Origin of the sequence: Prosthecobacter dejongeii (assembly GCF_014203045.1) — a bacterium.
Classification (GTDB): domain Bacteria; phylum Verrucomicrobiota; class Verrucomicrobiia; order Verrucomicrobiales; family Verrucomicrobiaceae; genus Prosthecobacter; species Prosthecobacter dejongeii.
Genome location: NZ_JACHIF010000007.1, coordinates 84107 through 105238, shown reverse-complemented (window position 1 = coordinate 105238; position 21132 = coordinate 84107). Strand labels below are relative to the sequence as shown.

18 protein-coding genes are annotated in these 21132 nt (G+C 54.9%); 9 read left to right on the top strand and 9 right to left on the bottom strand.

Annotated elements, in window-relative coordinates:
- Nucleotides 1–6: 6 nt before the first annotated feature.
- From HNQ64_RS16190 to HNQ64_RS16180, 3 genes are all read right to left on the bottom strand, one after another.
- Nucleotides 7–732, bottom strand: a complete 726-nt coding sequence (locus HNQ64_RS16190) for a hypothetical protein (protein WP_184210480.1) — start codon at nt 730–732, stop codon at nt 7–9.
- Between the two features lie 77 nt (nt 733–809).
- The gene (gene recR / locus HNQ64_RS16185; RefSeq protein WP_184210478.1) at nt 810–1415 is read right to left on the bottom strand and encodes a recombination mediator RecR; all 606 of its coding nucleotides are present in this window, start codon (nt 1413–1415) and stop codon (nt 810–812) included.
- Between the two features lie 113 nt (nt 1416–1528).
- Nucleotides 1529–2509: a tRNA dihydrouridine synthase gene (locus tag HNQ64_RS16180; protein WP_184210477.1), complete on the bottom strand. Its 981-nt coding sequence runs from the start codon at nt 2507–2509 to the stop codon at nt 1529–1531.
- Nucleotides 2510–2786: 277 nt separating this feature from the next.
- Here HNQ64_RS16180 and HNQ64_RS16175 point away from each other — a divergent pair, with 277 nt between their 5' ends.
- Nucleotides 2787–3116, top strand: coding sequence for an RNA recognition motif domain-containing protein (locus HNQ64_RS16175; protein WP_184210475.1), 330 nt, complete (start codon nt 2787–2789; stop codon nt 3114–3116).
- Between the two features lie 98 nt (nt 3117–3214).
- Here the strand turns inward: HNQ64_RS16175 and HNQ64_RS16170 are convergent, their stop codons facing one another.
- On the bottom strand, nt 3215–5257 hold the full coding sequence (locus tag HNQ64_RS16170; RefSeq protein WP_184210473.1) for an FAD-dependent oxidoreductase: 2043 nt from the start codon (nt 5255–5257) through the stop codon (nt 3215–3217).
- Between HNQ64_RS16170 and HNQ64_RS16165 the strand changes: the two genes are divergently transcribed.
- Nucleotides 5256–5435 carry a hypothetical protein gene (locus HNQ64_RS16165; RefSeq protein ID WP_184210471.1) on the top strand — a complete coding sequence of 60 codons (180 nt, stop codon included), beginning with the start codon at nt 5256–5258 and terminating at the stop codon, nt 5433–5435. The genes HNQ64_RS16170 and HNQ64_RS16165 overlap by 2 nt on opposite strands.
- Here the strand turns inward: HNQ64_RS16165 and bcsS are convergent.
- Nucleotides 5425–6177 carry a cellulose biosynthesis protein BcsS gene (gene bcsS, locus HNQ64_RS16160; RefSeq protein WP_184210468.1) on the bottom strand — a complete coding sequence of 251 codons (753 nt, stop codon included), beginning with the start codon at nt 6175–6177 and terminating at the stop codon, nt 5425–5427. The genes HNQ64_RS16165 and bcsS overlap by 11 nt on opposite strands.
- Before the next feature lie 45 nt (nt 6178–6222).
- Nucleotides 6223–8325, bottom strand: a complete 2103-nt coding sequence (locus HNQ64_RS16155; RefSeq protein WP_184210466.1) for a glycosyltransferase family 2 protein — start codon at nt 8323–8325, stop codon at nt 6223–6225.
- A 157-nt stretch (nt 8326–8482) separates the two neighbouring features.
- Between HNQ64_RS16155 and HNQ64_RS16150 the strand changes: the two genes are divergently transcribed.
- The 3 genes from HNQ64_RS16150 (at nt 8483) to HNQ64_RS16140 (ending at nt 11870) form a co-directional block, all read left to right on the top strand.
- Nucleotides 8483–9238 carry an ABC transporter ATP-binding protein gene (locus HNQ64_RS16150; protein WP_184210465.1) on the top strand — a complete coding sequence of 252 codons (756 nt, stop codon included), beginning with the start codon at nt 8483–8485 and terminating at the stop codon, nt 9236–9238.
- A 62-nt stretch (nt 9239–9300) separates the two neighbouring features.
- Nucleotides 9301–10098 (top strand): ABC transporter permease, encoded by a 798-nt coding sequence (locus tag HNQ64_RS16145; RefSeq protein WP_184210463.1) that lies wholly within the window; start codon nt 9301–9303, stop codon nt 10096–10098.
- Between the two features lie 80 nt (nt 10099–10178).
- Nucleotides 10179–11870 (top strand): cation:proton antiporter domain-containing protein, encoded by a 1692-nt coding sequence (locus HNQ64_RS16140; RefSeq protein ID WP_184210461.1) that lies wholly within the window; start codon nt 10179–10181, stop codon nt 11868–11870.
- Between the two features lie 10 nt (nt 11871–11880).
- On the opposite strand, the gene HNQ64_RS16135 is transcribed toward HNQ64_RS16140, so the two are convergent.
- Entirely contained in the window at nt 11881–12183 is a 303-nt protein-coding gene (locus tag HNQ64_RS16135; RefSeq protein ID WP_184210460.1) for a glycine zipper domain-containing protein, read from the bottom strand.
- A gap of 253 nt (nt 12184–12436) precedes the next feature.
- Between HNQ64_RS16135 and HNQ64_RS16130 the strand changes: the two genes are divergently transcribed.
- The 4 genes from HNQ64_RS16130 to HNQ64_RS16115 all read left to right on the top strand — a co-directional run bounded on the left by HNQ64_RS16130 (nt 12437) and on the right by HNQ64_RS16115 (nt 17320).
- On the top strand, nt 12437–12955 hold the full coding sequence (locus tag HNQ64_RS16130; protein WP_184210458.1) for a hypothetical protein: 519 nt from the start codon (nt 12437–12439) through the stop codon (nt 12953–12955).
- A gap of 54 nt (nt 12956–13009) precedes the next feature.
- Nucleotides 13010–15409: a PSD1 and planctomycete cytochrome C domain-containing protein gene (locus HNQ64_RS16125; protein ID WP_184210456.1), complete on the top strand. Its 2400-nt coding sequence runs from the start codon at nt 13010–13012 to the stop codon at nt 15407–15409.
- Between the two features lie 164 nt (nt 15410–15573).
- Nucleotides 15574–16425 carry an SMP-30/gluconolactonase/LRE family protein gene (locus tag HNQ64_RS16120; RefSeq protein WP_184210454.1) on the top strand — a complete coding sequence of 284 codons (852 nt, stop codon included), beginning with the start codon at nt 15574–15576 and terminating at the stop codon, nt 16423–16425.
- Nucleotides 16426–16435: 10 nt separating this feature from the next.
- On the top strand, nt 16436–17320 hold the full coding sequence (locus HNQ64_RS16115) for a prenyltransferase/squalene oxidase repeat-containing protein (protein WP_184210452.1): 885 nt from the start codon (nt 16436–16438) through the stop codon (nt 17318–17320).
- 376 nt (nt 17321–17696) lie between these two features.
- Here HNQ64_RS16115 and HNQ64_RS16110 read toward each other — a convergent pair whose 3' ends face one another.
- Together HNQ64_RS16110 and HNQ64_RS16105 are read right to left on the bottom strand one after the other, a co-directional pair.
- A complete protein-coding gene (locus tag HNQ64_RS16110) occupies nt 17697–17966 on the bottom strand; it encodes an addiction module protein (RefSeq protein WP_184210450.1) in 270 nt (89 codons plus the stop codon).
- 47 nt (nt 17967–18013) lie between these two features.
- Nucleotides 18014–21106: a c-type cytochrome gene (locus tag HNQ64_RS16105; protein ID WP_184210448.1), complete on the bottom strand. Its 3093-nt coding sequence runs from the start codon at nt 21104–21106 to the stop codon at nt 18014–18016.
- Nucleotides 21107–21132 lie beyond the last annotated feature (26 nt).

Here is a 21132-nt window from a genome sequence, read left to right as displayed (position 1 = left end):
CTCTGACTAACTCGCCTGAGGCTTAGCCAAGTGAAGGTCCTCTTCACGGATAGCAATAGGCTGGCTAGGCAGGTGATAGACGTCACTGATTCCCGTGCTGCGCAGCACTGTCCACACGGGATCCTGCTCAGAGATCGCCGTTTTCAGGCAGATGATGTGCTGCCCCAAAATCATGAACCCAAAGCCTACGGAACCCATCTGCAAACGGGAACGGATGTCTAGCCCGATCGGGCGGCCTAGGGTGATGCCCATGTCATGAGAACTCTGCTGCAAGGTTCGGATGAAGGACTTCATCAGTGTGGTGAAACCGTGACCGAAATTGCCATCAAAGGCGGGTTCATAAGGGTATTCCTGCGACTCATGACCGCGTGATGAGGGGTAGCCAAAGTAGGCAATGCCGGACTCATGCCGCCCGCTCTCCTTGGTGCGGAGATAGGGGCATGGTATGAATAGGCCGGAGAAACCGAACGTGCGATAACCTGCCAAACTGTGGGCAATGAGCAGAGAGTGTGCTTTAAAGGACACCCGGCTCTGCGCTTCATCGCAATCCACCGGCTGCTGTTTCACCCCGTAAACCTCACGCTCACCGCACTGCATGACGAGGCCATAATCGGCACCATTCTGAGTGTTGGCATAACGCACCGCACCAAAGGGCAGGAAAGCGCGGATGGCCCTCAGCATCTCCACCGGCGGCTCATGCAGCCAGACTTCTCCCTGGGGTGTGTGAACCATCTTCATGGATGTCTTTAAGGTAGTGAAAATCACAGCCCTGACAAATCTCTTTGAGAAGGAACTTCAGACGGCTCCCCTTAAATCTGCCGTCGCCCTTGCAAAGCTTGATAAAGCGTCAGCTCATCCACATGATCCAGTCCACCACCCGCAGGCATTCCCTGCGCGAGACGCGAAACGGTGAGCCCCTCCATGCGCAAGAGATCACTGAGATAACTGGCCGTAGCCTCCCCTTCGACATCACTGCCCACGGCCAAAATCACTTCCTCCACGGGATGCGTTTTTACCCGATGAATCAGCGGTTCGATGCGCAAGTCGTCTGGAGTCACATTGTCCAGAGGTGAGAGCTTTCCCCCTAACACATGGTAATGCCCCATGAAGGCACCTGAACGCTCTAGCCGCAACACATCCACCGCCTGCTCCACCACACAAATAAGACGCGGGTTTCGCTTCGGGCTATGGCAGAGCACACACGCTTCGTCACGCTCAATGAAAAAGCCGCATTGTTCACAGGCTTCCACACGCTGCCCGACATCCTGAAGACAGTCCACCAGGGGTTCAATACGCCCCCCATCCTGCATGAGCCAAAGCACTAGGCGCTCAGCACTACGAGGCCCTAGTCCCGGCAGAGTCCGGATCTGCGCGATGAGACGCTGGAGGGGGGGCGGATAGTCGAGCGAAGGCATGATTGATCTAAAGACGCTTATGAGTCATGCAAAGACGCAATGGCGCAAAGGAGAATCTGCGAAACCCACCGACTTCAACTATCCCTGAAGCTTCCTTAGCCAAATGAGCCGCCTCATTTCAGCTCTGCAAAGCCACAAAAAACACTCGAAGTCTCAGGAGGTCGCACGGGTAGTGGCAAGTCGTTGTCCAGATATTCATGGCAGGCAGCAAAAAACTCCGGCTCTGTGCTGACACGGCGGATACGGTATTCAAACTGCCCGTCCGCAATGCCCGTGGTGATATAAACCATGTAACGTTTCATCTTTTGCACATGTGAGTTCGTCTCATAGTGCGGGTGAAACGCGGCCGTCATATCATAGAGATTTTGGATGTAATCCATCATGTCACGTCCCGTGCGCGGAGTGACTTCCCGCCCCTCCCAATGAGCTCTGAGATGGTCAAAAAGCCAGGGATGCCGGATGGCACCACGCCCCAGCATTAGACCTGCGGCCTGAGTATGGCGGAGGTAGGCCACACCCGTGGGAACATCCACCACATTGCCATTCGCAATCACGGGACAGGGCATCGTCTGGACCGCCAAAGCCACACACTCAGGGTGAACTGCCGTTTTGTAGGCATCTTTCACCGTGCGACCGTGGACGGTGAGGCCATCTATGGCGTGATTTTGGAAGACCTCCAACAAGCGCGGAAACTCGGCTTTGTCAGTAAAACCCACCCGGCATTTCACCGTGAAACGGCCCTGGATGGTCTCGCGTAAGACTTTGAGGATCTCGTTTACACGTTCTGGTTGGCGTAAAAGCCCACCGCCAGCATCTTTGCGGCAAACGACTGGCGCTGGGCATCCTAGGTTCAGATCTATCCCTGCAATCGGGTATTGTTCCAAAGCTTTAGCGGTACGGATCAAGGCTGGAATGTCTTGGCCAATCATCTGTGCAATCACAGGAATCCCCGTATCATTTTGGGTAATGGACTTCAAGATGGTGGCATCCAGCTTGGAATCCGGCGTAACACGGAAGTATTCCGTAACATAGAGATCAGGGCCACCGTAGCGCGCGATCAGCCGCATGAACGGCAAATCTGTCACGTCCTGCATAGGGGCAAGAATGAGGGCAGGACGGTGGGAAGGAAGCAATGTGCGCACCCTTAACGCCTGCTCTGAGAGAGAGCCCTCGTCAAGTTGGAGCGCTGAAACTATCCTAACTATCGTTTGCTATTGCAGCATTCAGGACGAATGGAGCCGTGCAAGTTACCCTGGTGAAGGCTAAGCTAAGTTGTTCATCAGGTGATTCTTTGGATTCGGTGATGTTCTGAAATCCGATAACGGAGCTTGGTTGATGTCCCGCAAGGAAGAACGGCATCAAGTTAACGTTATGAATACCAAAATGTATGTGGGCAACCTGCCCTTCACAGCCATGGAGTCTGAACTCCGCGCTCTCTTCAATGATTACGGCACCGTGACCGATATGCACCTGCCGATGGATCATGCCACCGGTCGCCCGCGTGGTTTTGCATTTGTGACCATGGACTCCGCAATGGCCATGAATGAAGCCATCACGGCTCTGAATGGCAAAGACTTTGGTGGTCGCTCTCTGACCATCAATGAAGCTCGCCCGAAAGAAGATCGTCCAGCCTATTCCGGCGGCGGCAGCCGTGGCGGCAAAGGTGGTTATGGTGGTGGCGGCGGCGGTGGCCGTTACTAGCATCTGACCGACAGCCTTTTATAGACTGTTTTTGAGCCCGCATTGTTCCGCCCTAACCGGGGTGGCGACAATGCGGGTTTTTCATGATCGCCTTGTGGTTAGTCCACCTTCAGCAACTGCAGGGCATCCAAGATCACAAAACCTTCTGTGCCCTGGTTGCGGATCTGGAGGGTGGTTTCCCCTTTGGAAAGCTCCACCGTTCCCAAGCTGCGGAAAACCTCGCCCTGAGGCAGCGGCAAGGTCTGATCTGCAGTGAGTTTCACGCTGAGGCCTTCGTTCACGACTTCCACCGGCACTTTTTTAGCTCGCGTTTCATGGGCCGAGTAGGCCATGCGCAGATCGTATTTGCCCGTTTCAGGTACTTCAAAACGGAAAAGAGCGGAAGCCTGGCCATCGCCCCTCTGCTCATCATGCTGATAGCCGCGGCCCACATGCGGCTTAAATCCCGTGGAGTGGCTCCACGCACCCTTTAGTTCGGCATTGGCATCGTCTAAGATGATCCCTTTCAAGGTCGAGGGGTCCACATTCATCGGAGTCATGGGCAGCGGCGGTAGAGGAGCCAGCACAGGCAAATCCAGTACTTGTTTTTGTGCAAGTAAGCGCTCCTTGAGGGCCGGGTAAGGCAGGTCCTGTACGGCGACGTCTTGCTTGGCAGAAAGCGCTGCTGCAATGCCCGAACTCTGTCCCAGGATCATCCACGTGGGTTCTACACGGATGGAGGAGATGCCCACATGGGTGCAGGAAAGCGCGACTGGTACCAGCAGGTTGTCGCACTCCTCGCCTTTGGGTAGGAGGCTTCGATAAGGAATATGGTAGGCATAACCATGCTTACGGCCAGTCATACGCACCGGATAAATGGTACCTTCGTTGACCACACCGCCATCCTTCAAGGCCACGCGCTGGCAGTCATGGGAATCAATGGGAAAGGAAGAGACGACCACGGGATCTTCCTTTTCCGGCTGGTCCAGGATGTCCTTCTGGTTGACGACATACAGCCCCTTCATGCGGCGGCCTTCCCGCACATAAAGCTGCGGAGACCAGTGGCCATAGGCTTCGAACTCATCCTTGCACAGGCCGTATTCGCTGAGCTGCACACGCAGGTGCTCCGGCACGGCAGGATCGGTGGTGAGAAACTGATAAAGCTCCAGCGTGTACTGCTTGTGAGCTTCCCAGCTTAATTCGCGTCCGGCTTGGTCGGCCTCGCTCCAGCCATTGCAGGCACCCACGAGCCCCATGGAGAATTGTTTACCTATGCCGTTATTTGCATCAAACTTCTGGTTAGGCAGGGCATAGAGATCCCAGAGCAGATGCGGGCGCTTTTCAGCAGCGTAATAGCGGCGCACGGCCTCAAAGCGGGCCGGGTCATAATTGGCCGGTTTCGGGAAAGGCACCCGGTTGGTAGGGTCCTTGGTCAGGCAAAGGCGAAAGCTGTACACCATGACGTTCTTGTCTCCCTCTTCCTGAGGCCCAGCATCGGTAGTGGTGATAAGGGGCAGCGGTTTGCCTGCGGCATCAAACCCTGAGATCGGCATGGTGCTTTTAGGGTACTGCTTTCCAGCTAGGGATTCCCCGTATTCCTTGCGGCCTTCTCGGCCAATGGTCCAACTAACTCCTGCTGCGGCCAGCAGATCCCCTTCATACGTCGCATCAATGAAAACGCGGGCCTTGTATTCCCCTTCTGAAGTTTGCAGCAGTGTGATGCGAGGACCGTCTTTGATCACCCTTTTCAATACCTGTTTAGTTAACACCCTCACCTTGGCCTCATCGAGCATCTGCTGGGTGATGCGCATGGCCACGCTGGGTTCGTACGTCCACACTTTGTTGTCCTTTTCGCTTACCTTGTAAGGCAGCGTGACACCGCGCTGCTGATAGTCTTTTTCAATGCGGCTATGCCATTCATCAAAGAGACCCATAACGGTGCTGCGCACGGTCTGGTTGGAATCGCTGAAACTCAGCCCCCCAGTATTCACGCCGCCCACGTGGTCCGTCGGTTCCAGTAGGATCACGGAGGCCCCTTCACGCGCAGCGGCGATGGCAGCACAGAATCCGCCAGGGGTAGCCCCATAAATAAGCACCTGAGATTCGTTGGCGGCGTGAAGGCTGGCAGTAAGGAAAAGGGCGAGACAGAGCAGTTTCTTCATGGTTGAAATTTCAAAAGGCTGGCAGGCCGGTTGTTTGGACACACATTTTATTTTTTCCGAAACCTTACCAGAAAGCGAAGAACAATTGTCTCACTTAGCGAACACAAAAAAAGCCGATGGCGCAATCGCCATCGGCTCGATTAACAAATCCTCAGAAGAAGCTAAGATCAGAAGGTGAAGACAAGGCCCAGAGAACCATAGAAGGACTGGTCATCACCGAAATTACCATCATAGTTGGCCACACCAGCAGCACCCGTGATGCTCATGTTTGCCAGGATCTGCACCTTCACGAAACCACCCAGACGATATTCGTCAAAGCGGTCATCTTCAAGATAAACGACTTCAGGACCGATGACGACTTTGCCGAAGGTATAACCCACGCGAGCACGTGACCAAATAGCCTGCTCCACCGTGGAATACTGACCGATAGCACTCCAATAGATAGGACCGGTGGTGCCAGTTACATCCAGACCGAAACGAGCCCCCACATCCGTGCCGCCACCGTCATTGGTCGGGTCGCGATCAAACAGGTTGAGGTCGTGCACATGCAGGCCTGCGAAGCCACCGATGACAAAATTGCCCGTCAAGTAACGGTAGCCTAGGCTAAGATCGGCATCGAAAATGCGACCCTGAACTTCAGAATTGGCTAGAGCGCGCTGGTCATATTCGTATTCGCCCAGACCTGAGAAAGCACGGAGGAACAGGCCGCTAGTGCCAAGATCTCCATTCAAGGCATACATGTAACCCAGATGGGTATACCAAGAGTACTCACGCACGTCCAAACCGGCGAAGATGACATTGCCATGTGGATCCAGCGCCGGCGTAACAGGCTGGGAGTTCTTCGCTGGAGGTGGTGCCTCTCCAGCATTCGCAGCCAATGCCATCGAGAGAGCAGCAAGGATTGTGGTGATTTTTTTCATAGAGTGAATGACAACTGTGTCTTTACCAGAAGATCAGCAAATTCTTTATCGGTCAATCTTTAAAAAGGCAAAGTTCTGATCGTTCAAGCCCCGAGGCATGAGAAATTCCGGTCGGATCTCCTCTCGGATCGTCCAGCGTTGCGTATTGATTTCTCCACTATTAAGAACTTGAATCTCGATTTCTTGTCCCATTTGCAAGAGGGTTGTCACCAGTAATGTGGCACTTTGGGGCTCTCGACCAGGCAAGAGCATGGCCCACACCCTTTCCACACCATGGCACAACAGGACAGCCTGCCAAAGTCCTCCGAGCCCCTGGCGATATGCCTCAGAGGCCCACTGCGCCAAGCGGAGTTTCCGGTGCCAGTCCACCGAATATAAACCTCGTCGAAGACGATCAAGCCCGTCTTCATCCTCGCACTCAAAGGTCATCCCTCCTCCGGAATGCGCCTTATGAACAGTGACCGCGATGACATAACCTGGTGAGACCAGACGCAACCGCTGCCCCACACATTGCGCCCCCTCTTTAATCCATGTCACTTCAGCTTCAGTGGTGCTTAGCCGTTCGGTGACACCTAACCAATGATTGTCCTCATCAAGGACAGGCAGCTTTGCTTCGAATTGATACTCCCGATGCGTCCTCAACGTGAGCCCGATCGTGTCACGAATCCAGCGCCATGAGCGCCAAAGATTAAACACCACCCAGAAGCAGGCAAAACTCAAAATAATCTGTCCCCCCACAGGAGGTGTGAGCATGGGTATCCACCCCGTGACTCGCAGCAGGGCATACACCAAGGCCAAACTGCCGATCGTGAGGATGACAAAATGTGGAGCTAGCATGCTGAAAGACACGCGGCCTAACACGTTTTTCAGTGAAACCTGCCAGCCTAAACTTTTACCCACCAGTCCGCGAGTGGCGATGAGCTGGGGAAAAAGCTTTCCAGTGGTGAAAATCTGCGTGGGCAGAAAAGGCAGGTAACCAGCCCCCGTGACCATCAAAAGCAAAACCATCAGGGGAGGCAGCCCCATGATGATCAATGTATTGAAAAGCGAAGGATCAAAAGGAGTGACATAAAAAATCATGCTGTAAGCTGGTAGCAGCAGAAAGGCGAGTTGCTGCCAGCCCTCCTGCATATGCAGGCCCATCATCAAATAGGCCAACCGCTTTCGCCATGGCAGCCCACGGCAGAAAAGGATATTCTCCACAAAGAAAACATGCAGGTTTCCATGGGCCCAACGGCGTCGTGTCTTGCTAAATTCAGAGACATCCGATGCTGCCACTCCCCAGGCCACAGGCTCGTTTACATAGGCGGTTTTCAGGCCATTTTTGTGCATCAATAACGAGGTGTGAATATCCTCTGTAATGGTCTGCTCAGGAAAACCGCCGATCAGATCCAATGCAGATCGCCGATACAAAACGCCCGTGCCGATACCCGTGCATGCGTCATACGTATCATGACTCCGCTGCATCACATCCATGAAAAAAGCCTGTTCATGCCACCGTCCGCCGCCCACATAATTCTCTCGGTAGAGGAAGGAATCTTCATTGTAGTAACATTGAGGTGCCTGGACCAATCCCACCTTTTCATCTTCCAAAAATGGCAATAGTTTTTCCAAGGCCTCCCTCTGGGCAATGTGGTCAGAATCAAAAACAGCAATCACCTCCCCTCGGCTGAGTTTCATGGCGTTGTTTAGATTGCCCGCTTTTGCACCTCGGTTATCCGCCCGTGTCACATAATGCACGCCATACTTTTTGGCGATGGCTTCTATCTCGGGCCGCCGCCCGTCATCGAGTAACCAAGTTTCATGAGGATAAGCGATCTCTTTTGCCCCAAGCACGGTGAGATCAATCATTTCCGCAGGCTCGGTGTATACAGGCACCATCACATCTACAGTGAAGGGGCGTGTTATTTTCGGAATCACTCTCTCCCGCTGCTGCCAAGCGCTGTAAATGAGGGTAAGGCCAAGAACAATCCCATAAAACTCCGCCAGATAGAAGATCCACGACATTACCAGCGCGTTTTCATTAAACACAGTAAAGCGCCAAACCAAGTAAGGCAGTGCCACCAGCGCATAGGCTGCGCCTGCCAGTCTGACACGAAGACGCTTTTGAGACAAATAAGTGACGACTTCGCGGGAGTGACTGAACATGAGATAAAGATTATCCGTATCTGAATTTGAGATTCGACTCCAATCAAATCGGTCGTCAAATCCGTGTAACACACTCAACATGTAAGTTTTTGATGAAGAAATCTAGGATCGGGCTGCTCCTTGCTTTTCTGGACTTTCCAGCGAATCTGGGCACCCCATGTCAGACACCGACTCGCGCGAAGTCATTTTGGAAGCCCGTGAACTCACCCGAGAATTTGAAGGAGTGAAGGCGCTGGATCGTTTTTCCTTCAAGCTACGTCGGGGGGAAATCCTGGGACTTCTAGGTGCCAATGGTGCGGGCAAGACCACCGCCATGAATTGCATGCTGGGTCTCACCCTACCGACGTCCGGTGACCTTTTTGCCTTTGGCAAAACACTGGAGGCCCATCGCATCGAGATCCTGAAAAAAACCAACTTTTCCTCTGCTTACGTGAGCCTGCCAGGAAACTTAAAAGTATGGCAAAATCTGACGGTTTTTGCCCAGATTTACGGGGTGCCCAAGCCGAAAAAGAAGATCGCTGAATTGTTAGAGTTGCTGGAAGTGGCTCACCTGCGTGACCGAGTGACGGGCCAGCTTTCTGCCGGAGAATCCACCCGAGTAAACCTTTGCAAAGCGTTTCTTAATGACCCGGAACTCCTCATGCTGGACGAGCCCACCGCCAGCTTGGACCCTGACATCGCCGACAAGGTGCGCAAAGTCGTGCGCCGGGTGCAGAGCGAGCGTAACATCGGCATCCTCTACACCAGCCACAATATGAAGGACATCGAGGAAGTCTGCGACCGCGTGATATTCCTGCACAAAGGCAAGATCGTAGCGGAAGGGACGCCGGACCAGATCGTGAAAAAGTTCTCTGAAAACTCCCTAGAGGACGTGTTCATCAAAATTGCCCGCAGCGGAGACCTTGAGGCCTGAGGCTGAGTCAGCGAGGCTGTTTTAACGACAAGGATTAACAAGATTTCGAGATTAACAGGATTATGAATTTGCGCGTCATTTGGGCCTTAGTGCTCCGCTACATCTTTCTCTACACGAGAAACCCGGTCCGCCTGGTGGAAATGGTGTTTTGGCCCGTGGTGGACCTGTTGGTATGGGGAAACCTGACGTTGTTTTTGCAGCGCAACACCACCCACGAATTCGGCAACTACATCCTCTTCCTGCTGGGGGCGATGATCCTCTGGGACATCATGTTCCGTGCTCAGCAAGGCGTGGCCATTTCCTTCCTGGAAGACGTCTGGACGCGCAACCTGCTCAACGTCTTTGTCGCCCCGGTCCGCACGAGCGAATACCTGGGTGCCACCTTTGCTGTGGGCGTGCTGCGCATCATGGTTACGGGGGTCGTCCTGGGCCTGATCGCCTGGTTTGGTTACTCCTTTAACGTCTTCGTTCTGGAGTGGTGGCTGGTGCCGTTTTTCCTCAATTTGATGCTCTTTGGCTGGTCCCTGGGTATGATCTCCACAGCGCTGATCCTGCGCTGGGGACAGGCCGCTGAATCTCTAGCCTGGGCAGTTCCCTTTTTTATCCAGCCAGCCGTAGCCGTCTTTTACCCAGTCTCTGACATGCCATCCTGGTCTCAGCCCATCGCTTGGGCCTTCCCAGCGACTTATATCTTTGAAGGCATGCGCGAAGTGATGCGGACTGGCACGATGAATCTCACACTGCTCACCCAGGCTTTTGTGCTGAACATCATCTACCTTTCGGCCGCAGGCGGACTCTTCTTGTGGATCCTCCAACTCACTCGCAAACGCGGTTTGCTGACGAAGTTCGCCACTCAGTAAACAGAGGCTTTTGGTCAGGAATATTTGCAAGGCACAGATTCCTACTTGAGCCGAGCCTTTGCCCTGTCCATGACAAGGGTATGCTCCCCCGCCTGTCTCCCCTGCTCGCTGCTGCCGAGGGTCTGCCGCCACTCTTTACGCTTCTGGCAGTCATGCTCACGACTGTCGTCGTGGTATCTCTGTTGCTTTTGAGGCTGCAACAATCTCTTTTAGCAGGCTACTTCATCTGCGGGGTCATTGTGGCGAATAGCGGGGTGCTGGATCTATTAGGCGGTGGGGAATCCGAGGCACGCATTGCCCAAATGTCTGAGTTCGGTGTCATGCTGCTGATGTTCACACTCGGCATGGAGTTTTCCCTCAGCGATCTGCGCTATGTCCGACGGCTTGCCTTTGTAGGCGGTGGTTGGCAGATGGCACTCTGTGGCACTCTAGGCGGATTGGCCGCATGGGTAGGAGGGATCTCAATCACGGGCTCCGTTTTGTTGGCCGTTGCTCTTGCCATGAGCTCAACGGCAGTCAGTCTCAAAAGCTTTCAAGACCTAGGATTAGAATCCAGCACAGGAGCGCGCATGGCACTCGCAGTAGCCATTTTTCAGGACCTTTTCATCATCGTCTTCTTTCTAATCCTTCCCCTTTTGCTTCATGAAGGATCCGCCGAAGAAAGTGTGTGGCAGCGCGTTGCTTCTCTTTTGGGGCGTGGTGGATTGTTTGTCCTGCTGGCGGGTGTAGCTGCACGATGGGTCATTCCGGCCCTGCTGAACGCAGTGACTCGCACCCGCAACCGCGAGCTTTTCACCCTCAGTGTTATTGGCTCCTGCATTGGCTTGGCCTTCATCGGCGGCCTGTTACAGCTCGGTCTGGCATTGGGCGCATTTGTGGCGGGGCTGGCCGTCAGTGAATCTATTTTTAAACACCGCATCCTGGCTGACATCATGCCAATTAAAGACCTCTTCTTGACACTCTTTTTCGTGTCGGTTGGACTCATGATTGATCTGCACGTCGCGGCCGTTTACTGGAAGCCTATATTGGCCTTGACCGTGATGATGATGGTAGCTAAGGCTGGGCTCATCACGCTTATCGCCCGCAAACTTGGGCTCGTACATCGGCAGGCTCTCATGGCAGGCATTGGCTTATGCAGCGCAGGTGAATTCTCTTTGGTTCTTTTGCAAAAGGCGGGTGGAGCAGGCCTTTGGGATGCAGGCCTACAGCAGACGTTTATCGCCAGTGCCGCCCTCAGTATGGGGCTGCTACCTGCCCTCATGCGTGCTGGTGGGCCCGTGGGCGCAAAATTAGAAAAACTGGGGTGGGGGAAGAAGAAACCTGCGCTGCCAGAGTCCGCTCCCATGCGCCAAAAAATGAGTATTATGCACAACCACGCCATCATTTGTGGTTTTGGTCCAGTGGGCCAGCAACTCAATAAATCTCTCCACGACGAGGGTGTAGAAACATTGGTGGTTGAGTTAAATGCAGAAACGGTACGGCAACTGAAACGCCAAGGTCAGGCCGTACTTTTTGCCGATGCTGCCCATGCGGAAACTTGGGAGCTGACTCGTTTAGCCCATGCGCGATTGGTCGCATTCACATTCCCAGATGCCACTTTAACATTAGAGGCTTTGTCCCTGATCCGCGAGCACCGGAAAGATATTCCGGTGCTCGCGAGAGCACGCTTTGCTTCAGATGTTGAAAGGTTGAAGCGTTTCGGGGCCACTGTGGTGATCAATGACGAAATCGAAGCAGCCCGCGCCGTTGTGGAGCAGGGCCGTGTTCTCTAGCTCGTCAGGATCAATAATAGTAGTAGCGGCTGTTGCGATAACCACGGTTGTGATAGTAACGACCGTTGTGATAATAACGGGCGCGCTCATAGTTGCGCTGATCTTGAGAGTTGCCGATCGCATTGCCAGCCAGGGCACCCAGGCCAGCCCCGATAGCGGCACCTTCTAGACCACGACCGCTCTGATTGCCAATGATGCCACCAGCGGCTGCGCCACCGAGCGCGCCCACCACGGTGCCCGTTTGGGCATTGGGGCCGGTCGCGCAGGACACAAGCGATGAAGCTGCGATAAGACTGAAGAGGATGCGTTTCATGAGTGTATTCAGGTTAGTTTTGAGGGGGGTGGTGATTCACCACAGGCAACAACTCAGGGCAAACACTGTGCCAAGTGCCGTTTACCAGGGAAGACTTCGTTGCTAGGGGCCCTAACAAAGCATTCTGCATGAAAAATGGGTTCAGAAACCTTGCTAAATGCACGTGCCCGTTTGTGCTCAAAACTGAAACTTTTGAATACTCTTGGGGCGAACGGAGTCTCCACAAACAGGCCCTGCTCGGGCTCCCTCTCCCATGAAACACATTCTCCATGCCCTCGCTGCTGTAGCCCTTGTCATCAGCCTTTCTTCATGTCTTTTTAAAGAACCCATTTTCACGGGAGGGTTCGTTGCCACGGACCCTGAAGTCGCTGGAGTATGGATGACTGAAGATGAAACGGGGGATGCCCGAGGACGCGAATTTGCGGTATTAGCACCGGTCGGCGCGGACGCCTTCATGTTGAACTATCCCGTTGGCGCTAAAGGAAGTAGCTACTTTGAAGTGAGGCCATTAAAGGTCGGTGGTAAGGACATCTGGCAGGTACGGTTGGCGGCTACCTTCGAAGATGGCTTGCCGAAAAACGACACGCCTCATTACACGCTTCTGCTCGTGGAAAAGACTGGAGATGGTCAATTATCCATCCGCCCTTTAAACACGGAAGGCGGTCATACTGCCAGCGCAGCCGCGACTCAAAAGGCGCTTTTGGAGAAATCTCCGGCATGGGATAAGCTGTTTGGCGATGCTAAAGTCTTCACCCGGCTGAAAGACCGCTAAAGTCCTGGCACGCAAGAAGCGGGGGAAAGGGTGCGTAGCTTTTTACGACACCTCATGCATTACATCGCCTCTGCATCCCGCTTGTTCGCGGCACTCCTGGCAGGTTTGCCTCTGGGAGTGCTGTCGGCCAATGAGCCGACGGCCGCTGATCTGGACTTTTTTGAACAGAAAGTCCGCCCCATTCTCATTGAACGCTGCTATGAATGCCACTCCACAGAAAGTGGCAAAACCAAAGGCAGTCTGGCCATGGACTCAAAGGCGGCCCTGCTACAAGGCGGTGACAATGGCCCAGGCCTAGTCGCAGGTCATCCGGACAAAAGCCTGATCATCGAGGCCATCCGTTACAAAAATCGTGATATGCAGATGCCGCCGAAGAGCGCGCTGCCGTCAGCCGAAATCAAAGTACTGGAAGAATGGGTGCAGCGCGGTGCACCAGATCCCCGAACTCAGGTGGTGGCTCAGAGGCCCCGAAAGATCGACTTGGAAAAAGGCCGCCTGCACTGGGCTTTCCGCCCCATCGCCAAGATAACCCCTGCTACAATTCAGGGTCATCCGGTGGACTCCTTCATCAAAGCAAAACTCACCGAGAAGAATCTACATCTCTCACCACCAGCGGATGCCGTGACGCTGATCCGCCGCATGAGCTACGACCTCATCGGTCTGCCGCCAACACCTGGCGAAGTGACCGAATTTAAAAAGGCCGTGGCACTAAATCGTGACACAGCCATCCGCGCCCTCATAGATCGTCTATTATCCAGTCCGCACTACGGAGAAAAATGGGGAAGGCACTGGCTGGATGTGGCCCGTTATGCCGACTCTAACGGCCTCGATGAAAACATCGCCCTCGGCACGGCCTGGCGTTACCGCGACTATGTGGTGCGCAGCTTCAACGCAGACAAACCCTTTGATCGCTTTCTGATCGAACAGATTGCTGGAGATCTCCTGCCCGCTAAAACCTTGGCAGATCGCCATGAACAGGCCACCGCCACCGCCTTCCTCAATCTAGGGGCCAAAGTTCTGGCCGAGGCTGACAAGGAAAAGCTGATCATGGACGTGGTGGATGAGCAGATCGAAACCACCGGGCGAGCTTTTCTTGGAATGACCTTGGGCTGTGTGCGGTGCCATGATCACAAGTTCGATCCCATCTCCCACGAGGATTACTACGCCCTCGCGGCCATCTTCAAGAGTACCCGCTCCTTCACTGAAGAGATGAACGGAGCTATCTCTTATTGGCACGAGACCCCCATTGGTGGCCTGGACGAATTTGCGTACGTGAAGTCTGCCGAACGTGCCCTGGCTAACAAAAAGAAGGAACTTTCTCTGGCCGTGGCTGCAGCAAAAAAAACACCCACACAGGAAGCCAAGGCCAAGGTGGAAGCAGTCATGACCGCTGTGGAAGAAGTGGAGAAAAATCTGCCCGATCTTCCCACGGTGGTTGGGGTCAAGGACGACTCCAAAATCAAGACCACTGTTCCTATTCACATCCGTGGGAGCCACCTCACGCTAGGTAAACCTATAGAACGAGGCTTTCCTAAAGTCATGCAGGCTAGCCTAGAGCCAAAGGCTAGTTTTCCCAAAGAAAAAAGTGGTCGCCTGGAACTGGCACAGTGGCTAGCTAAGCCTGAACATCCGCTCACAGCTCGAGTCATTGTGAACCGAGTCTGGACCTGGCACTTCGGTCATGGCCTAGCCCGCACGCCTGACAACTTTGGCCTCTTGGGTGATGCCCCCACCCATCCTGAACTTCTCGATTGGCTCGCCACATGGTTGCCCCAGAATGGATGGAGTTTGAAGGACCTTCATCGCCTCATCCTAACCAGTGCTGTTTATCAGCAAGCCAGTGCGCCAAGTCAGGAAGTAGATCCTGAAAACCGACTTCTCCATCATTTTCCCATTCGCCGTCTCCAGGCCGAAGAAATTCGCGATGCCCTGCTGAGCGTGTCGGGTGAATTGGATCTGAGCATGGGCGGCAAGACCGTGCCGCTGCGAAATCGCCAGTTCGTCTTCAACCACACCTCCAAGGATGCAACGAAGTACGACAGCAAGCGCCGCGCCTTATATTTACCGATCATCCGCAACAATCTCTACGATCTTTTCCAGCAATTCGACTACCCAGATCCCACCGTTTCCACAGGCCAGCGCAACAGCACCGTCGTGTCGCCACAGGCACTGCTGATGATGAATAGCCCCATCGCGGAACAAAGCGCTCGTGCCTTGGCCCAGCGCGTGACGAAAGAAGGCCCCACAGTGGAACAGCGCCTCGCCCAGGCCATCCGTCTCGCTTACGCGCGTGAAATGAACTTCACAGATCTGGCCCAGGCCCAGGACTTCCTCACCGCAGCAGATGCAATGCTCGCCTCCAGCATCAACGACCATGACCAGCGGCAAATCCGCGTGTGGGAATTGCTCTGCCAGTCGCTCATGATGGCGAATGAGTTCATCTATCTGAGGTGAGGTGGGAGCAGGGCAAGGCAGTCAATAGTCAAGAATGTCAAAGAGGAAGTTTAAAACCCTGGTCACAAATCGCGCCTTGACCCGTTGACCCGTTGACCCGTTGACCCGTTGACCCGTTGACCTTCCCTTGACCTCCCCTGCCCCCTCGCTATCTCCTCGGCTCCATGATCATACCTGAAATCGTTGGCGCATACACATCTGTCTGGGGCGAGGGCCCGCTGTGGGACAAGAACCGTCTGCTCTATGTGGACATCGAGACGCACAAGATCATCGCTTTCAATCCGGTGACAGGTGAAGAAAAGATCTGGGATGTGGGCCAGCGTGTCGGCACCGTGGTGGCGCGTGAGCAGGGCGGGCTTGTGTGGGCTGGCGACCAAGGCTTCTTCTTCCTGGATGAAGAGACAGGCATCAGCACACCGATTGCCGACCCTGAACCTGAACTCGCCGACAACCGCTTCAACGATGGCAAGTGCGATCCACAAGGCCGTCTCTGGGCAGGCACCATCAATCTGAAGAAGCGCCAGGAAGCCTCCCTTTACTGCCTGCACACGGACCTCACGGTGGAAAAGAAATTTGGCCCGGTGACAAACTCCAACGGCATCGTCTGGAGCCGCGACGGTACAACCATGTTTTACATTGATACACCGAGCAAAAAGATCCGCGCGTTTGACTTCGATAGAAGCACCTCTGCCATCAGCAACGAGCGTGTCATCTGGGATACCAGTGCTGATTCCAGCAGCCCAGACGGCATGACGATTGACAGTGAGGACCGTCTTTGGATTGCCTTCTGTCACGGTGGCAAAGTCGTGTGTTTTGACCCCAAGACCCAGGCGGTTGTACAACAAGTGGACTTCCCTTGCGTGGAAACCACCGCTTGCGCTTTTGGTGGACCGGATCTGCGGGATCTTTATGTCACGACCGGGGTAAAGGGAGACCTTAAAGAAGCAGCAGCAGGCCGCCTTTTCATCTGCCGTCCAGGTGCCCAGGGTGTGCCGAGCGTGGCCTTTGCCGGATAATTACACACTTATGTCTTTCCGGCTAGAAATGCTCCAGGTAGCTCGTGTGGCTCCAAAGCTCTTGGGGGATTCCACGGAACTCGTCGCACAGTTTCTCCGCTCTCGCTTTCATCCTGAAGGCGGTGTGATGGACCGCGATGGCAAGCCGGATCTCTATTACACCGTTTTTGGCCTGGAAGGGGTGCTGGCTCTCCAAGAAAAGCTGCCCATCGAATTGACACGCTCATGGTTAGGCAAGCATGGTGATGGCGAGGGGCATGACTTCGTGCACCTCTGCTGCCTAGCCCGCTGCTGGGCCACGATCGGTATGGATGATTTACCGGAAGCCGCACGCACTTCGCTGGCAGCGCGCATTGAAAAATACCGCACGCCGGATGGCGGTTATCACCAGGCCCCTAACCGAAAGAATGGCAGTGCCTACGGCTGCCTCATCGCCTGGGGTGCTTATCAGGATCTCGGCCTGCTGCCACCAGATGCGATGAACATCGCGCTGTGCATGGACAGCCTGGAGACGCCCGACGGCGCGTGGTCCAATGAGCCCGGCATTCGCCTCGGTTCCACCACGGCCACCTCGGCCATGCTTTCCCTTTACCGGCATCTGCAAATGCCTGCGCCCATAGCCAGCGTCGAGTGGCTCGTCAGGCAATGCCTCCCTGGCGGCGGCTTCCTGGCTATCCCTGGGGCACCGATCCCGGATCTCCTCTCCACCGCTGTGGCCCTGCATGCGCTCTCCGGTAATGACGCCGCCATCGAACGCGTCCGCGAACCTTGTCTGGATTTTGTGGACAGCCTCTGGAGCGCCGAGGGCGGCTTCCACGGCAACTGGACCGACGACACCCTGGACCCCGAGTACACCTACTACGGCCTGCTCGCCCTCGGGCATCTGGCTTTGTAGCCAGTTAAAGCCTCCTGCCCTACTAAAGCCGAAATAAATCAGTTCTTATTGAGCTTGGATTACAACAAATCCTTTCCTTCAACAATGCGATTTCGCCAATAGTAGGGACGGCGTTTGGCGTGGGCGACAGCAAGAATAACCACCTTTTCATTCCAGACCATGTAAGCGATGTAGTATTCCCCAAATCGTGGTGTCAAATTAACGCGCCGGACGTCCTTCCTGCGGACATTGAACATGAAGGGATTCTGACAGATTTAATTTCGGTAATGGCGATAGTGTTCGTCGAATGAATAGGCCAGCTTGGCATCAACGCCGAGGTAATGATCAACCACATTCTCCAACTCTTGTTCAGCTGCCGGATGGATCCTCCAAGCGGTCATGCGCTGTGACGCTCAAACCCGCGTTTGGCAAAGAGGGCATCCATGCGGTGGTCTGATTCCTCTGCGGAAATCAGTTCCACACGGCCTTGGATGACATCCTGCATGCGGCGGTCTATTTCGGCGTCCCATTCGGCTTCGATGGAGGCGGCTTCATCATCGGCTGGAGGCAGAACGTACTCATTTTGAAGATCGCGCAGGAGGGCCTCGATCTCATCAGGACCGAGACTGCGGATCTCCTTTTTGATGTGCTCAACGGCAGCCGTCATGACACCAGCCTAAGGCATCATGACGAATTTGTCCACGCTGGAAGGGGCTATTTGAAAGCCTTGTCCTTCTCATTGCCACCGCTGATGAGGTAGGCAATGAGGTCCAGCAGTTCATCTTGATTCAGCGCATTGATGAGGCCTGGAGGCATCATGGATACCTTGCGGGTTTCCTTGCGGGCAATCTCACTCTCATTGATGGCTGTCTGGTCGTTGGGCGCAAAGGGATTGGCCATCACAAAGACCTTTCCGTTCTCTTCTACCACAATACGACCCAGGATGGTGCTGCCGTCTTTTTTGGTGATCTGGTGGCTGTCATACTGGTCGGAGATGACCTTGCTCGGGTCCACGATGTTTTCCATCAGGTCACGCATGGTGTAGCGGTTACCACTGCCGGTGAGGTCCGGGCCGATGCTGCCCCCATCACCATTGAAGCGATGGCAGGTGGCGCACATGACGCTGCGGTACATGGCCTCGCCATTTTTAAAGTCGCGGCCTTTGAGACCACCGCTGGTGAGGGCCACCACTTCATCCACGCTCCACGCGCGGCCTGGGCCTTTGGGAGCCACGTAGTTCGGGATGTCTGCACCTTCCACCTTGCTGCTGATGGCATCCATCTCGGCACGTTCGGATTCCGGCACGAAGGTGGCCAAGGAATCTTTGCGGATGTTTTCGATGAAGCCTTTGAAGCTGTTGCCACCCTTCCAGGTGCGGGCGCGTGGGAACCAGGAGAAGAAGGTCTTGCGCAGTTCTGGCGTCCAGCCGGCAGTGGCATTGCGTAGCGCAAACATGTAGGCGATCTGTTGAGAATTCGGGCGGCTGCCAGCAGCGGCGCGGGCTGCATTGGCGTAACCATCATTGCGGCTCAGCACCGCATCCGTGGCCACAGCCTGGAAGTCATCCTTGGCTTGCGCCATCAGCGCGAGCGTCTTAGCTGGGGCCTGGGCAGAATCCAGCACGATGAGGATCTGGGCAAGCTCACGATTGATGCTGTCGTCAGCACTTGGATAAAGCGGATGCAATTTTTCCACAATACCCTCGCACACTTCAGGCGAAGGTTTGCCCAGACGAATGAGGATGAGCTGAAGGGCACGCAACGCACCGAGTTGTTGATTCACAGTCAGCTTCGCTCCTTCTAGGCGGCCTAAAGTCTCAAGCATCTTGAGCTGCAGTTCCACCTTGTCGGGCGAGACCGCCCCAATCGGGGCTGATGAAGACCCGGCAGCAGGCTTGGTCACAGGGGCCTCGGTCTTGCGGCCATTCACACGGGCCAGGGCGATGAGGCTTTCAATGATGGCCATGGGCTGAGTTTCATTCAGCGCCTTTTCCCGCCACAGTTCCTGCGGCAGTCTTTCGATGGCCACACGGGCCGCGTAACGCACATGGCGGTCACTGTGGCTAAGGTAAGGCCAGGCGGCGGCGAGGATCTTCTGCGGATCTCCACCATCCTGATGCATGGCCTCCAGAGTCTGGCGCATGCGAGTTTCTTCATCCAAAGGCAAAGCCTGGACCGGCGCGGTGGATTCCTCTCCCACATAGCTCACACGATACACACCCGACTGGGTGCGCCGGCCGCCAATGGCAAAGTACATGGCCCCATCCTGTGGATGAATGATGACGTCTGTGAGCGGCAGGGGTTTGCCGAAAACGAACTCTTCTTTATCCGCCAGAAAGCTGCCACCTTTAGCCTCCAGGTTAATGGCCCACATGGTGCCATAGGTCCAGTCATTGACAAAGACCGCGCGCTGATACTTGGCTGGGAATTTGGCCCCTTTGCCGCTGACCACGCCCGTAGGGCTACCAGGGCCGATGTCTAGCGTGGTGGGCAGACTGTCTGGGTAATATTGTGGCCACTTGCCGCTGCCGCTGCGCCAACCATAGTCAGCCCCGCTCACGCAGTGGTTCACACGCGTCGGCCGGTACCAGGGTGAACCGATATCCCACTCCATGTCCGCATCGTAGGTAAAGAGCTCACCGCTGAGGTCGAAAGTGATGTCAAACTGGTTGCGGAAGCCATAGCAGAATAGCTCCACATCCTTGCCCTCAGGCGTCATGCTGCAGATGAAACCGCCTGGGGCCATAATGCCGCGCGCGTGGCCATTGGCATCCCACATGCGGGGGAGGATATGGTCCTCGTCCCATACCTTAGCCGGGCGGCTTTTGTCCAGCACGTCTGGCAGCTTGGTATGGTTGCCGCCATTGAAATAGATGCGTTTGCCGTCTGGGCTCACCACCATGCTGTGCAGGCCATGCTCACCACCACCCGCCATGGTCACCAGTTTTTCGACCTTGTCATACTGGTCATCGCCATCGCTGTCTTTCAGGCGGTATAGGCCATTGTCCTTGCCGTTTTCGTTCACCATCACATAGAGACTACCAAAAGCGTAAAGCAGGCCGTGGGCCTTGCCGAAATCCAGCTTCAGTTTCTCAGGTTTCAGCAGCTCCGTCTTGCCAATCGCAGGCACCGCCATGCGATAGAGGCTGCCGTATTGGTCACAGGCGATCAGGCGGCCCTTGTCATCTGTCGTCAGCGCCACCCAGGACCCCTGCTCTTCCTTTGGCACCGTATAGAGTAGTTCCACTTTGAAGCCCTTTGGCACCGTCACATCTGCCGCTGCTACCACCGTGCCATCGCCTTGGGTGGAGCCTATCTTGCCATCGAACACCTTTCCCCAAGGGCCTACACCATAGGCACCCACCACCACCACCGGTTTCCACTCGGCCTTGCCAGTCACCGTCGCTTGCCACTGGGCATTCGTTTCGATGATCTCTACCCCGCCCTGCTGCTTCGCCAGTTCCAGCTTAGCGATCAACCCAGCACTACCACCTTTGTTCGTGGCTTGAATTTCGATCGTGTTTGCCGCGCCCAGTTCCAGCAGCTTGATGACATCCAGCTTCACGGGCTTCTGCCAGTCCTCATTCACCGCCGCCTTTTTGCCATTGATGAAAACCGTGGCCCCGTTGTCACAGGTAACGCTCAGCAGAGCCGACTTTGGCGTCAGTTTTAGGTCGAAGCTATGTTTAAAAGTCGCCTTCTCCTGTGCCTCCGCCTTTTTAGAAGACCAGATCCACTGCGGCTCCGCCTGGAGCGCTGGAAGGGACAAAAGAGACAGCAGGGTCAATAAACGGGCCGGAGTGGTCATGAGAAAAATAGGGCGTAGAAAACGCA

Bases quoted from the DNA above. Each gene is read 5' to 3' on its own strand.
- HNQ64_RS16190 (WP_184210480.1), bottom strand. From the start codon at position 732: ATGGTTCACACACCCCAGGGAGAAGTCTGGCTGCATGAGCCGCCGGTG.
- recR (WP_184210478.1), bottom strand. From the start codon at position 1,415: ATGCCTTCGCTCGACTATCCGCCCCCCCTCCAGCGTCTCATCGCGCAG.
- HNQ64_RS16180 (WP_184210477.1), bottom strand. From the start codon at position 2,509: ATGCAGGACGTGACAGATTTGCCGTTCATGCGGCTGATCGCGCGCTAC.
- HNQ64_RS16175 (WP_184210475.1), top strand. From the start codon at position 2,787: ATGAATACCAAAATGTATGTGGGCAACCTGCCCTTCACAGCCATGGAG.
- HNQ64_RS16165 (WP_184210471.1), top strand. From the start codon at position 5,256: ATGGTTGAAATTTCAAAAGGCTGGCAGGCCGGTTGTTTGGACACACAT.
- HNQ64_RS16170 (WP_184210473.1), bottom strand. From the start codon at position 5,257: ATGAAGAAACTGCTCTGTCTCGCCCTTTTCCTTACTGCCAGCCTTCAC.
- bcsS (WP_184210468.1), bottom strand. From the start codon at position 6,177: ATGAAAAAAATCACCACAATCCTTGCTGCTCTCTCGATGGCATTGGCT.
- HNQ64_RS16155 (WP_184210466.1), bottom strand. From the start codon at position 8,325: ATGTTCAGTCACTCCCGCGAAGTCGTCACTTATTTGTCTCAAAAGCGT.
- HNQ64_RS16150 (WP_184210465.1), top strand. From the start codon at position 8,483: ATGTCAGACACCGACTCGCGCGAAGTCATTTTGGAAGCCCGTGAACTC.
- HNQ64_RS16145 (WP_184210463.1), top strand. From the start codon at position 9,301: ATGAATTTGCGCGTCATTTGGGCCTTAGTGCTCCGCTACATCTTTCTC.
- HNQ64_RS16140 (WP_184210461.1), top strand. From the start codon at position 10,179: ATGCTCCCCCGCCTGTCTCCCCTGCTCGCTGCTGCCGAGGGTCTGCCG.
- HNQ64_RS16135 (WP_184210460.1), bottom strand. From the start codon at position 12,183: ATGAAACGCATCCTCTTCAGTCTTATCGCAGCTTCATCGCTTGTGTCC.
- HNQ64_RS16130 (WP_184210458.1), top strand. From the start codon at position 12,437: ATGAAACACATTCTCCATGCCCTCGCTGCTGTAGCCCTTGTCATCAGC.
- HNQ64_RS16125 (WP_184210456.1), top strand. From the start codon at position 13,010: ATGCATTACATCGCCTCTGCATCCCGCTTGTTCGCGGCACTCCTGGCA.
- HNQ64_RS16120 (WP_184210454.1), top strand. From the start codon at position 15,574: ATGATCATACCTGAAATCGTTGGCGCATACACATCTGTCTGGGGCGAG.
- HNQ64_RS16115 (WP_184210452.1), top strand. From the start codon at position 16,436: ATGTCTTTCCGGCTAGAAATGCTCCAGGTAGCTCGTGTGGCTCCAAAG.
- HNQ64_RS16110 (WP_184210450.1), bottom strand. From the start codon at position 17,966: ATGACGGCTGCCGTTGAGCACATCAAAAAGGAGATCCGCAGTCTCGGT.
- HNQ64_RS16105 (WP_184210448.1), bottom strand. From the start codon at position 21,106: ATGACCACTCCGGCCCGTTTATTGACCCTGCTGTCTCTTTTGTCCCTT.